Below are 12,835 nucleotides of genomic sequence, written 5' to 3'. Positions count from 1 at the left end.
CTTCAAGACCACCCTCATACGCTGGCCATATGGCCACACAGACTAGCGATTTGCTGGCGGCTGCGGCGCCGCGAACCGTGGCGGTGGTCCGGCAGATCACCGACGACCAGCTCGACCTGCCGACCCCCTGCCGGGACTTTCGCGTCCGCGACCTGCTCAACCACCTGTACGAGGTGGTGGTGAACTTCCAGGGCCTCGCCCGACGTTCGACGGTGACCTGGGCAGACAAAGCCGACCACCTGACCGCCGGGTGGCGGGACCGGTTCGAGGCCGAGACCGGGCGGCTGGTCGAGGCGTGGGCGGATCCGGCCAGCGAGCAGGGGGTCTCGCCGGGAATGGGGATGCCGCAGCAGGTGGTGGGCGGGATGGCACTGCTCGACCTCACCGTGCACGGTTGGGATCTCGCGGTGGCCACCGGTCAGGCGTACGAGCCGGCCCCCGAGGTGCTGCCCGCGCTGCACGAGCTGACCGGGCAGTTGGCGACGACCGCCCGGCAGATGGGCGTCTTCGCCGAGGAGGTGCCGGTCGACGGCACCCTGCCGGAGCTGGACCGGCTGCTCGGCGCGACCGGCCGCGACCCGGCCTGGTCGCCAGCCGGCTGACGCATCGACACCGGTTCGGTCGCACCGGATGCTTGACGGCCACTATTCACTCAGTGAATAGTGGCCTGGTGTCCACCTCCCACCTGCTGCTGGGACTGCTCTCGACCGGCACCATGCACGGGTACGAGCTGAAGCGGGCCCACGACACGCGGCTGCCGCAGGCCCGTCCGCTGGCGTTCGGGCAGGTCTACGCCACGCTCAACCGGCTGCTGCGGGACGGGTTGGTGGCACCGGCCGGGCAGGAGCGCCTCGCCGGGCCGGAGCGGACGGCGTACACGCTGACCGAGCAGGGGCGGGCCGCCCTCGACCAGTGGTTGAGCAGCGTCGAGCCACCGATGCCGCACGTGAACAGTCCGCTGTTCACGAAGGTCGTGGTGGCGCTGCTGGTCGCCGACGTGGACCGGGCGCGTGCGTACCTCGTCGCGCAGCGCCGCGCACACACCGAGCGGCTGCGTGAGCTGACCGCGCTGAAGACGGCCCCGTCAGCCACCGTCGACGACGTCGTGGCGGCCGACTACGCCATCGCCCATCTCGACGCCGACCTGCGGTGGTTGCACACCACCCTGGAACGGGTCGCCGACTGGCACCGGGAGGTGCACTCGTGACGCAACTTCAGGCTCGCGGTCTGGTGAAGTCGTACGGACCGACACCCGCCCTGCGCGGCATCACCCTCGACATCGACGAGGGGGAGATCGTCGCGGTGACCGGACCGAGCGGCTGTGGCAAGTCGACCCTGCTGCACTGCCTCGCCGGCATCATCCGACCCGACGCCGGTGAGGTGAGCTGGCGCGGTCACCGGCTGGACACCTGGTCCGAGGCGGCCCGATCCCGCCTGCGGCGTACCGAGTTCGGGGTGCTGTTCCAGTTCGGTCAGCTCGTCCCCGAGCTGACCGCGGCGGAGAACGTCGCCCTTCCGCTGTTGCTCGCCGGCACGGGGCGGCGAGCGGCCCGGACGGCGGCGCTGACCTGGTTGACCCGGCTCGGTGTGGCCGAGTGTGCCGACGTGCGCCCCGGCGAGATGTCCGGCGGTCAGCAGCAGCGCTGTGCCACCGCCCGGGCGCTGGTCACCGAGCCACGGGTGCTCTTCGCGGACGAGCCGACCGGCGCGTTGGACACCCTCTCCGGTGAGCAGGTGCTCACGCAACTGGTCCGGGTGGCGAAGGAGCAGCACACCAGCGTCGTCCTGGTCACCCACGAGCCACGGATCGCCGCGTACGCCGATCGTGAGGTCATCCTGCGCGACGGCATGATCGACCACACCGGCCTGGGTCTCGACGCGCCACTTGCCGGCGGCTCCCGGTGAGCCCCTCGACCCTGACCAGCTTGGCTCTGGCGGGCAACCGCACGGACGCCGCGCGGGTGGCGTTGACCGCGCTGAGCGCCCTGCTGGCCACCCTCGCCGGGCTCGCCGCCCTGACGGTGCTGGCCATCGAGAAACCGCCGGGTGACCAGTGGCAGCGGTCCGAGCAGTACACCAGCGAGCTGCTCAGCCAGCCGGGGCTGCGCGGCGGGACGGCGTTCGCGCTGGTGCTGCTGACCATCCCGGTGCTGGCGCTGGCCGGGCAGAGCGCCCGGCTGGGCGCGCCGTCGCGGGATCGGCGACTCGCCGCGCTCCGGCTGGCTGGGGCGACCCCCGGTCAGGTGAGCCGGATCGCCATGCTGGAGACCGGCTTCGCCAGCCTGCTCGGCGCCCTGGCCGGGCTGGCCTGCTACCTGGGTGGGCGGGAGCTGCTGCATCGTCCCAACGCCGACGGTCTGCTGGCGCTGCCCACGGACGTGTTGCCGCCGGTGTCGGCGATGGCGGCGGTGGTGCTCGGGCTTCCGGTGCTCGCCGCGGCGGCCACCGCCCTGCTGCTCCGCAGGGTGGTCACCACGCCGCTCGGTGTGGTCCGGCGGGCCGGTCGCACCGGGTCGCCCCGGCCGTGGCCGGCGCTGCTGATCGGGCTCGGCGTGCTGGCGGCGGCGATGATCGACCAGATCCAGTGGGCCCTGCGGGGTGCCAGCCTCGAATTGCTGGCCCTGGCCGCGCTGCTCGGCATCTTCGGTGCGGTGATGGGGGTGATCTTCGGGGTCGGCTGGATCTCCCACCTGGCCGGGCGGACGCTGCACCGGTTCGCCCGACGTCCGGCCGCGCTGCTGGCGGCCCGCCGACTGACCGACGACCCCTGGGCCAGCAGCCGTACCTTCGCCGCCCTGCTGGCCGCCCTGGTCATCGCCGGCGGCGCGGCCGCCTTCCGCGCCGCGTTCCAGTTCCAGGCGCAGCGCGAGCAGGAGCAGAACGAGCTGGCCGGTTACGGCGGCGAAGCCTCCTACAACTCGTTCTACCTGGACACCATGAATCTGGTCGACCTGGCCGTGGCCGTGGCGGTGGCCATCGCCGCCGCCGGTCTGTTCGTCACCCTGGTGGAGGGGATCGTCAGCCGCCGCCGGGCGTACGCCGCACTGGTGGCGACAGGCGTGCCCCGCAGCACCATCGGCACCTCGATCGTCTGGCAGATGTTGGCCCCGGTGGTGCCCGCGGTGCTGATCGCACTCGGCGTCGGTTACGCCATCGGTCGACTGCTCACCGGCGAGTTCGGTCGGAGCGGCCCTCAGCCGGGCGTACCGCTGGGGCAGTTGGCGTTGCAGGGGGCCGGTGCGACCGTCGCGGTGTTGTTCGTGGTGGGGTTGGGCGTGCTCTTCCTCCGCGCCAACACGGCGGTGGCGGAACTGCGGGCCACCTGAGAGCGGATCAGGCGGTGTTGGCCCGCAGGTAGGTCAGGGTCGCCAGCACCCGGCGGTTGGTGTCGTCGTCCGGTGGCAGGCCGAGTTTGGCCAGGATGTTGCCGATGTGCTTGCCGACCGCCGCCTCGGTGATGTGCAGCCGTCCGGCGATCGCCGCGTTGGACCGCCCTTCGGCGACCAGCACCAGCACCTCCCGCTCGCGGGCGGAGAGGGCGGCGAGCGGATCGCGTGGGCGGTGCAGTAGTCGGCGGACCACGTCGGGATCGACCAGCGTGCCACCGGCGACGACGGTGCGCAGGGTGTCGACGAAATCGGTGACCTCGGCGACCCGGTCCTTGAGCAGGTAGCCGACCCGTCGGCCGTCGGCGCTGGCGAGCAGCGCCGAGGCGTACTCGGACTGTACGTGCTGACTGAGCACCACCACGGCCAGCCCGGGTTGCTCGGCGCGCAGCTCCACCGCCGCGCGCAGCCCGTCGTCACGGTGCCCGGGTGGCATCCGGATGTCGGTCACCACCAGGTCCGGTCGGTGCGTCCGGACGGCGTCCAGCAGCGCCGGTGCGGTGCCGACGGCGGCGAGCACCTCGAAGCCGAAGCGGTCGAGCAGGGCCACCAGCCCTTCCCGCAGCAGCACCTCGTCCTCGGCGAGTACGACCCGGGTCACCCGTTGCACGGTAGCTCCACCCGTACGACCGTGGGGCCGCCCGGCGGGCTGGCCAGCAGCAACCGTCCCTCGGCGGCGGCCACCCGGTCGGCCAGCCCGGTCAGTCCGCTGCCCCGGGCCGGGTCCGCTCCGCCCCGGCCGTCATCGCTGATCTCGACGACCAGCGCGGTGCCGCTGTCGCTGAGCCGGACCTGGGCGCGGGTCGCCTCCGCGTGCCGGGCGACGTTGCTGAGCGCCTCCGACACCACGAAGTACGCCGTGGTCTCGACCGCCTCGGGTATCGGACGTCGGAGTTCGGTGTGCACCTCGACGGGAATCGTCGCCTCGTCGGCCAGTTCCCGGACCGCACCGGCCAGCCCCAGGTCGGTGAGGCTCTGCGGGCGGATGCCCCGCACGATCTGCCGGAGCAGCTCCATCAGTCCCTTCGCCTGCTCGTGTGCCACGGCGAGCGGGCGGGCGGCCGGTGAGTCCTCCGGCACGTCCAGCCGGGCCAGACCGAGTTGGAGGCTGAGGCTGGTCAGCCGGGGCTGCGCGCCGTCGTGCAGGTCACGTTCGATGCGTCGGCGCTCGGCCTCGTACGCGTCGACCAACCGGGCCCGCGACCGGGTCACCTCGCGCAACGCGGCCCCGTCGGCGCTCCACAGCAGCCACCGTGTCACCGCGCCCTGAGCCGCCGCGAGGGCACCGACCGCGTACCACAGCAGCGGCGCGAGCAGCACGCCGACGATCGCGTACGGTACCGCCTCGACCACGGTGTCCGCAGTTGTCCAGAGCAGCACCACCTCCTCGCCGGGGCCGACCACGAACGGGCTGACGATCAGCATGGCGTCCAGCAGCACCAGCATGGTGAAGAGCCAGTAGACGGCGGGGACGACGCCGCCGAGGAAGAACAGGTGGGCCACCTCCCGCCAGGCCGCGCCCGTGGTGTACCGGGCGGCGAGGCCGCGCCAGGACGTGCCGGGCACCGGCCGGTCGTCGACCAGGCCGAGCCGGTAGCGCTCGAATGCCGCCACCGGCACGCTCAGCAGCGGCGCCAGCGCCAGGATGATCAGCGCGCCGAAGGCCAGGAAGACGCCGAGCGTCAGCGACGGGGGACGGCCCTGGCGGGCCGCGTTGATGGCGGCGAACAGCGGCGCCAGCACGACGAGCAGCCCGATCGAGAGCACGCCGGCCAGTGGCACGCTGGTGAGCAGGTACCCCAGGGCGCGCCAGGGCCAGCCGGTCAGCGGGTAGCGGGCTCGCCGTAGGGCCTGGGCGAGATGGGTCGGTGCGGCCGATGTCATGCCGCCGACGCTAGTGAGACGGCGAGTCCGTCCCCAGCCGACTGGGCCCACTTTCGCGGGTATACCCAGCCCTACCTCGATCCGCCGCGTGGCTCGCGGCATGCGGCATGTCGGGCTCTCCCCGGTCGGGGACGCCACGAACCACCGCATGCCGCGAGCTACCGCATGCCGCGAGCCACCGCACGCCACGAACCACCGCATGCCGCGAGCCACCGCATGCCGCGAGCCACCGGGCGGCCGGTCAGACGCGAGCGGCGGCCGGTCAGGCGCGGCCGATGCGGTCCAGGATCCAGGCGTTGATGAACGCCTCCTCCCGCCAGGCGTCGTAGCGCCCACTCGGACCGCCGTGACCCGCCTCCATCTCGGTCTTGAGCAGGTAGTCACCCTGCGGCGCGACCGCCCGCAGCCGCGCGATCCACTTCGCCGGCTCGTGGTAGAGCACCCGGGTGTCGTTGAGGCTGGTCATGGCCAGGATCGCGGGGTAGTCCAGCGGGGCCACGTTCTCGTACGGGGTGTACGACTTCATGTACGCGTACACCTCGGGGTCGGCCAGCGGGTTGCCCCACTCCTCCCACTCGGTGACGGTCAGCGGTAGCGACGGGTCCAGGATGGTGTTGAGCGCGTCCACGAAGGGCACCTGCGCGACGATGCCGGCGAAGGCGTCCGGCGCCAGGTTCGCCACCGCGCCCATCAGCAGCCCGCCCGCCGAGCCACCCCGGGCGACCAGCCGGTCCGGTGCCGTCCAGCCCGTCTTGGCCAGGTGCCGGGCACAGGCCACGAAGTCGGTGAAGGTGTTCTTCTTGGCCAGCATCTTGCCGTGGTCGTACCACCGGCGTCCCAGCTCGCCACCGCCCCGGATGTGCGCCACCGCGAAGACCACCCCACGGTCCAGCAGGGACAGCCGGCCGACGGAGAACCACGGGTCCATGCTCGCCTCGTACGAGCCGTAGCCGTAGATGACGCAGGGCGCCGAGCCGTCCCGGGGGGTGCCGCGCCGGTAGACCAGCGAGATCGGCACCTTGGTGCCGTCGTCGGCCAGGGCCCAGTCGCGCTGCTGCTCGTAGTCCTCCGGTCGGTACGCCTGACCGTCCGGTCCGGGCAGCACCGGGCGCTGGCGCAGCAGCGTCATCTCGCGGGTGACCAGGTCGTAGTCGTACACCGAGTCGGGGGTGACCAGCGAGGTGTAGCGCAGCCGCAGCCGCCCGGTGCGGTATTCGGGGTTGGCGTCCAGCCCGACGGTGTGCAGCGGCTCCGGGAACTCGATGTCGTGGGCGTCGCCGCCGCCGACGGGCAGCACCCGCAGCCCGGTCAGGCCGTTGCTGCGTACCGAGACGACCAGGTGGTCGGCGAAGGCGTCGACCGACTCCAGCCGGGTGCCCGGGGAGTGTTCGATCAGCGGCACCCAGTCGCCCGGGGCGTCGGCGGAGGTGTACGCGAGGGCGAAGTCCTCGGCGTTGTCGTTGTGCAGGATCAGGAACCGGTGGCCGTGGTGTTCCACGGAGTACTCGACACCCTGTCGGCGGGGCGCGATCACCGCGGGTTCGCCGGTCGGGTTGTCGGCCGGGATCACCCGTACCTCGCTGGTGAGCTTGCTGGCGATGTCGATCAGGATGAACCGCTCCGAGCGGGTCAGCTCGACGCCGACCCAGAACCGCTCGTCGTCCTCGGTGTGCACCACCACGTCCTCGGCGGCGGCGGTGCCGATGACGTGTCGCCAGACCCGGTTGGGTCGCCACGCCTCGTCCACGGTGACGTAGAACAGCACCGAGGCGTCGGCGGACCAGGCGGTGCCGTAGAAGGTGCCGGGGATCTCGTCGGGCAGCAACTCGCCGGTGTCGAGGTCCTTGACCCGCAGGGTGAACCGTTCGTCGCCGGAGTAGTCGGTGGAGTAGGCCAGGTAGCGCCCGTCGGGGCTGACGTCGAAGGCGCCCAGGGCGAAGAAGTCGTGCCCCTCGGCCAGCTTGTTGCCGTCCAGCAGCACCTGCTCACCGTCCAGCGGGGCACCGTCCGCGCTGATCGGCGGGGTGGTCTCGTCGGGGTGGACCGCCCGGCGGCAGTGCACTCCGTACTGCTGGCCCTCGACCGTGCGGGTGTAGTACCAGTGCTTCCCCTTGCGGGTCGGCACGGACAGGTCGGTCTCCTGGGTGCGTCGCCGGATCTCCTCGAACAACTCTGTCCGCAGCCCGGACAGGTGCGCCGTCCGGGCCTCGGTCCAGGCGTTCTCCGCGTTCAGATAGTTGATTGTTTCCGGATCGTCCTTGACTGCGAGCCAGGCGTACTCGTCGACGACGGTGTCGCCGTGGTGGACGCGTTCGGTCGGTACCCGCCTGGCCGCGGGAACGGGGGTCTCGGTGGTCACGGCGCCACGTTACCGGCCACGGCGGCCTGTGGTGCGGCGCAATTCTGCACCGGATTGTTCGAACACATGTACGATCGCCGACATGGTGCCACCCCCTTCCACCGGTACGCCCGGTGTCCGCGAGATCACCCGTCGGCTGGCCGAGATCTGCGGTCCGCGCTTCGCCCGCCTCGCCGGCCCTGCCGACGAGGTGGCCGGGAGCACGGCCCGTTGGGTCGCGGTGCCGGGCGGCCCGCACGCCGCCGCCGAGGTGCTGCGGCTGGCCGCCGGGCACGACCTGACCGTGGTGCCCCGAGGAGCGGGCACGAAGATCGATTGGGGTGCGCCCCCCGAGCGGGTCGACATCATGCTCGACACCGGGAGACTGGCCGGCATCGGCCACCGGTCGCCGGGTCGGGGCACCGCCGAGATCGGTGCCGGTACTCCGCTGCGCGCGGTACAGGCCACCCTGGAGCGCACCGGTCAGCGGCTCGCGTTGGACGCCCCCTCACCCGGCGCGACCCTGGGCGGGGTGCTGGCGGCGGACGAGGCCGGTCCGCTGCGTCACCGCCACGGCACCGCCTGCGATCAACTCGTCGGGCTGCGTTATCTGGCCGCCGATGGTGAGCTGGCCGAGGCGGGTGGTGGGGCGGCGGGGCTGGCCGAGGCGCGCCTGCTCTGCGGTTCGGAGGGGGCGCTCGGGGTGCTGGTCAGCGCGACGCTGCGGGTGCAGGCGGTGCCGGCCGCCCGGGTGTGGGTGACCCGGCCGGTGTGGACGCCGCTTGAGGTGCACGATCTGATCGGGGCGGTGCTCGCCGCTCGGCTCGATCCGGCGGCGATCGAACTCGACCTGCCGGTCGGCACCGGCTGCCGACCCCAGCGGGACCGCCGCGCCGAGTCGATGGCGATGCACCCGTCGATGACCGGGCGTGTGCCGACCGGGCCGACGGGCACCGGTTCGCTGGTGGTGCTGCTGGAGGGCGGTCCCGCCGAGGTGGCCGAGCGCACCGACCGACTGCTCGACATCTTCGGCTCCCGTTCGACGGTCGCGCGGACAGCGCCCGCGTGGTGGCGCAGCTACCCGTTCGCGCCCGGCGACACGGCGTTGCGGCTGGAGGTGCCGATAACCGACCTGCACGCCGCCGTCTACGCCCTGCGTGACGCGGCCGGTGGGCCGGTGCCGGTCCGTGGTTCGGCCGGGCTCGGCGTGGTGCACGCCGCCCTGCCCGGGTCGCTGCCGCCGGGGCGGGTCGCGTCGATCCTGGCCGCGGTGCGCAGCGTGCTGCTCGCCCGGCAGGGCCGCTGTGTGGTGCTCGCCGCCCCGCCCGCCGTGCGACACGGCGTCGACCTGTGGGGCGAGCGGGCCGACCTGGCCCACCTGCGCGCCGTGAAGCAACACCTCGACCCGACCCACCGCCTCGCGCCCGGCCGCCTCCCCGGTGGTCTCTGACCCCGGTCAGCCGGCGTCGTTGCGCAGGACGAGGATGGCGATGTCGTCGCGGGGCTCCTCGACCGAGAAATTGATCGCGGTGGACCGCAGCCGGGCGGCCACCACGTCAGCCGGGTAGCCGGCGAGTGGGGCGGCGGCGTCGCGCAGCCGCCCGGTGCCGAACAGTTCCCGGCCCCGGCGGCGCTCGGTCACCCCGTCGGTGTAGAAGACCAGGCAGTCGCCCGGGTCCAGGACGATCTGCGCGGTGGGCGAGGCGATCGTGTCGAGCAGCCCGAGGGCGGTGCCACCGGTGCCGACGAAGGCGGCGGGCCCGCCGCCGGAGCGCAGCAGTACCGGCCGGTCGTGCCCGGCCAGGTGCAGATCGACGTCGAGCCGGTCACCCTCACCCGGCCCGACCGCAGCCAGTGCGAGCGTGCAGTAGCGGCCCGCACCCCGCTCGACCAGCGTCTCGTTGAGGCGGGACAGCACCTCGGGCAGCGGCTTGCCGTCACCGGCCAGCACCCGGATCACGTCCCGCACCAGCCCGGTGACCGCCGCAGCCTGAACTCCCTTGCCGGAGACGTCGCCGATCACCACCAGCCAGCGCCCGTCCGGCAGCGGCACCACGTCGTAGAAGTCGCCGCCCACGTCGACGTCGCCGCCGGTGGGGACGTACTCGGCGGCGAAGCCGATGCCCTCCACCACCGGCAGGACCGGCGGCAGCAGCGACTGTTGCAGGGTCTGCGCCACCCGGCGGCGTTCCGCGTGGATGCGGGCGTTCTCGATGGCGAGGGCGGCCCGGCGGGCCACATCCTCCAGCACCGCGATCTCGTCCGGGTCCTGCCGGTGCCGTTGGTGCCGCCCGACGGCCAGCGTGCCGAGGCGCTGCCCTCGGGCGATCAACGGGACGGCGAAGCCCTCCATCGGCGCACCGAGCGGGGTCCGGGTGCCGTTGCGGCTGGCCTCGCGCAGTCGGGCCTGGACCGAGTCGGGACCGGCCTCGCGGAGCGCGGCGTGCAGTTGCGGCAGCATCGACTCGTCGGCGTGGCTGGCCGCCGCCAGCCGCAGCCGCCCCCACTCGTCGGTGGTGTGCACCGCGCACCACTGGCCGAGCCGGGGCACCACCAACTGGGGGACGAGCGCCATGGTCAGCTCCACGTCCAGCGACTGCGCGAGCAACTCGCTGGCCTCGGCGAGGAACGTCAGCCACGCCTGTCGGCGTACGTCCGCGCGGCGCAGCCGGTCGTTCTCCAGGTGCAGCGAGAGCCGCTCGGCGGTCAGCGCCGCCAGCGGCTGGGCGTACGCGGTGGGCGCGGCGTCCAGTTCCAGTTCCCCGGCGTACGGGCGGTGCACGGTCAACGGCACCCGGAGCAGGTCGTTGCCGGCCCGGGGCTGGCGGCCGTACCGGGCGAGGATGTGGGCTCCCTGACCGTCACCCCGGTCCAGCCGGACCAACCCACCGGCGGCACCGACCATCTCCGCCACCCGGGTGAGCAGGCCGGCGGCGAAGTCCGGCAGGGGATCCTCGGCGTACGGGTCGGGGGTGGTCTGCATCAGCGCGTTCATCGCACCGGCGCTCGGCACGGCGTTCTGTCCGGGGGTGTCCGGTTGGTCGTGGTACGTCGGCGGTGCGGGGGTCGACAGTCCGGTCTCCCCGCGATCGGCCCGGTCCAGCCGGAACCACACACCCTTGCCGGTGCGCAGATAGGTGGTGCCCCAGCGGCTGGCGAAGTGGTCGACCAGCAGCAGCCCACGTCCCCGTTCGGCGACCTCGGCGATGTCGGTGGACTTGTTGCGTACGCCGACGGTCAGTTCGTCGACCGGGCCGGCGGCGAAGTCGGAGACCGTCACGGTCAGGCCCGAATGGTCGGCGGTGACCTCTATGTCCAGTTCGGTGCGCGCATGCTCGACCGCGTTGGTGGACAGCTCCGTGGTGAGCAGAAGTGCCTCGTTGAGCAGTTCGTCCAGCTCCGCTTCCGCGAGCACGGACCGGACGACCGCGCGTGCGGCGGCCGGTGTGCGGCGGTCTGCGGGGAGCCGGACGCGTCGTACGTGCTCGTCTGGGCCCGTCTTCGCCGCGGGCCCCGCCTCCGCTGACACCCTCGTATCCTCCACCGCCACCTCTGAAGTGCCAAGCCGATCATCAGCGGTCTTTGCCGCCGGACAACGCCGCGCCGTGGCGTTTTCGAGGTCACGGGGACAATGATGGGGTGGCCGGTGGGAGCCGGTGAACCCCGAGGTGAGCGAGGAATGATGACCACGGCGAAGAAGTCGGTGACCGCGGAGACCCCCGCCGCCGACCACGAGGCGGTCCTCACCGAGCTGGCGGAGGCGCTGCGGCGGGTGCGTGGCGGCGACCTCAAGGTGCGGCTGCCCCGGCGCTCCGGCGTGGCCGGTGAGGTGGCGGACGCCTTCAACGACGTGGTGTCGCTCCAGGAGCGGCAGCATCTGGACCTGCGTCGGATCAGTCGGGTGGTGGGTCGGGACGGCCGGCTGACCGAGCGGTTGGACGAGGAGGGCCTGGACGGCGCGTGGGCGGAGAGTCAGCGGGCGGTCAACTCGCTGATCGACGACCTGGGTCGACCGACCACCGAGATCGCCCGGGTCATCGTGGCGGTCGCCGACGGCGACCTCACCCAGCACATGGCGCTGGAGATGGACGGTCGCCCGCTGCGTGGTGAGTACCTGCGCATCGGTCGCACGGTCAACACGATGGTCGACCAGCTCTCATCCTTCTCCAACGAGGTGACCCGGGTGGCCCGTGAGGTGGGCACCGAGGGCAAGCTGGGCGGCCAGGCCGACGTCCGTGGCGTCGCCGGCACCTGGAAGGACCTCACCGACTCGGTGAACACCATGGCGTCGAACCTGACCGGCCAGGTCCGGTCGATCTCCCAGGTGGCGACCGCGGTGGCCAAGGGCGACCTCTCCCAGAAGATCACGGTCAGCGCTCGTGGCGAGGTCGCCGAGCTGGCCGACACGATGAACTCCCTCACCGACACGCTGCGACTCTTCGCCGAGCAGGTGACGCGGGTGGCCCGTGAGGTGGGCACCGAGGGCAAGCTGGGTGGCCAGGCGGAGGTGCCGGGCGTCGCGGGCACCTGGAAGGACCTGACCGACAGCGTCAACTCGATGGCGTCGAACCTGACCGCCCAGGTCCGCAACATCGCCCAGGTCTCCACGGCGGTCGCCCGGGGCGACCTGTCCCAGAAAATCACCGTTGCCGCGCAGGGCGAGATCCTGGAACTCAAGGACACCGTCAACACGATGGTGGATCAGCTGTCGTCGTTCGCCGACGAGGTGACCCGGGTGGCCCGTGAGGTGGGTACCGAGGGCAAGCTCGGTGGTCAGGCGCAGGTACGCGGCGTCTCCGGCACCTGGCGCGACCTCACCGAGAACGTCAACCAGCTCGCCGGCAACCTGACCAGCCAGGTCCGCAACATCTCCCAGGTCTCCACCGCGGTCGCCAAGGGCGACCTGAGTCAGAAGATCACGGTGGACGCCCGGGGCGAGATGCTGGAGCTGAAGAACACCGTCAACACGATGGTGGACCAGTTGTCGTCGTTCGCCGACGAGGTGACCCGGGTGGCCCGTGAGGTGGGCACCGAAGGCAAGCTGGGTGGTCAGGCGCAGGTCAAGGGCGTCAGCGGTACGTGGCGGGACCTGACCGACAACGTGAACTCGATGGCGTCGAATCTGACCAGCCAGGTGCGCAACATCGCCTCGGTCACCACGGCGGTGGCGCGCGGTGACCTGAGCCAGAAGATCACGGTGGATGCCCGGGGCGAGATCCTGGAGTTG

The 12,835-nt window shown here is 72.3% G+C and carries 10 protein-coding genes; 6 read left to right on the top strand and 4 right to left on the bottom strand.

The genetic code is table 11. From position 1 onward, the window contains the following. Positions 1 to 29: 29 nt before the first annotated feature. The 4 genes from ACLQ2S_RS07000 to ACLQ2S_RS06985 all read left to right on the top strand — a co-directional run bounded on the left by ACLQ2S_RS07000 (position 30) and on the right by ACLQ2S_RS06985 (position 3,326). Positions 30 to 602, top strand: a complete 573-nt coding sequence (locus ACLQ2S_RS07000) for a TIGR03086 family metal-binding protein (RefSeq protein ID WP_425701357.1) — start codon at positions 30 to 32, stop codon at positions 600 to 602. 68 nt (positions 603 to 670) lie between these two features. Then, the gene (locus ACLQ2S_RS06995) at positions 671 to 1,207 is read left to right on the top strand and encodes a PadR family transcriptional regulator (RefSeq protein ID WP_309223111.1); all 537 of its coding nucleotides are present in this window, start codon (positions 671 to 673) and stop codon (positions 1,205 to 1,207) included. Beyond that, positions 1,204 to 1,905 carry an ABC transporter ATP-binding protein gene (locus tag ACLQ2S_RS06990; RefSeq protein WP_309223112.1) on the top strand — a complete coding sequence of 234 codons (702 nt, stop codon included), beginning with the start codon at positions 1,204 to 1,206 and terminating at the stop codon, positions 1,903 to 1,905. Before ACLQ2S_RS06995 ends, ACLQ2S_RS06990 begins: the two co-directional genes overlap by 4 nt. Next, positions 1,902 to 3,326: an FtsX-like permease family protein gene (locus ACLQ2S_RS06985; RefSeq protein ID WP_309223113.1), complete on the top strand. Its 1,425-nt coding sequence runs from the start codon at positions 1,902 to 1,904 to the stop codon at positions 3,324 to 3,326. Before ACLQ2S_RS06990 ends, ACLQ2S_RS06985 begins: the two co-directional genes overlap by 4 nt. Before the next feature lie 7 nt (positions 3,327 to 3,333). Here the strand turns inward: ACLQ2S_RS06985 and ACLQ2S_RS06980 are convergent, their stop codons facing one another. The 3 genes from ACLQ2S_RS06980 to ACLQ2S_RS06970 form a co-directional block, all read right to left on the bottom strand. After that, on the bottom strand, positions 3,334 to 3,996 hold the full coding sequence (locus tag ACLQ2S_RS06980) for a response regulator transcription factor (RefSeq protein WP_309223114.1): 663 nt from the start codon (positions 3,994 to 3,996) through the stop codon (positions 3,334 to 3,336). Beyond that, positions 3,984 to 5,270 (bottom strand): sensor histidine kinase, encoded by a 1,287-nt coding sequence (locus ACLQ2S_RS06975; RefSeq protein ID WP_155217272.1) that lies wholly within the window; start codon positions 5,268 to 5,270, stop codon positions 3,984 to 3,986. Before ACLQ2S_RS06975 ends, ACLQ2S_RS06980 begins: the two co-directional genes overlap by 13 nt. A 262-nt stretch (positions 5,271 to 5,532) precedes the next feature. Next, entirely contained in the window at positions 5,533 to 7,629 is a 2,097-nt protein-coding gene (locus tag ACLQ2S_RS06970; RefSeq protein WP_309223115.1) for a S9 family peptidase, read from the bottom strand. Between the two features lie 82 nt (positions 7,630 to 7,711). Here ACLQ2S_RS06970 and ACLQ2S_RS06965 point away from each other — a divergent pair, with 82 nt between their 5' ends. After that, a complete protein-coding gene (locus tag ACLQ2S_RS06965) occupies positions 7,712 to 9,058 on the top strand; it encodes an FAD-binding oxidoreductase (protein WP_155217274.1) in 1,347 nt (448 codons plus the stop codon). A gap of 6 nt (positions 9,059 to 9,064) precedes the next feature. Here ACLQ2S_RS06965 and ACLQ2S_RS06960 read toward each other — a convergent pair whose 3' ends face one another. After that, positions 9,065 to 11,137: a SpoIIE family protein phosphatase gene (locus ACLQ2S_RS06960; protein ID WP_309223116.1), complete on the bottom strand. Its 2,073-nt coding sequence runs from the start codon at positions 11,135 to 11,137 to the stop codon at positions 9,065 to 9,067. 153 nt (positions 11,138 to 11,290) lie between these two features. On the opposite strand from ACLQ2S_RS06960, the gene ACLQ2S_RS06955 reads away from it, so the two are divergent. After that, on the top strand, positions 11,291 to 12,835 hold a 1,545-nt coding region (locus ACLQ2S_RS06955), incomplete at its 3' end, for a HAMP domain-containing protein (protein ID WP_425701356.1).

The organism is Micromonospora sp. DT48 (assembly GCF_049844495.1).
Lineage (GTDB): Bacteria > Actinomycetota > Actinomycetes > Mycobacteriales > Micromonosporaceae > Micromonospora.
This window is presented reverse-complemented; position numbering and strand designations above follow the sequence as displayed.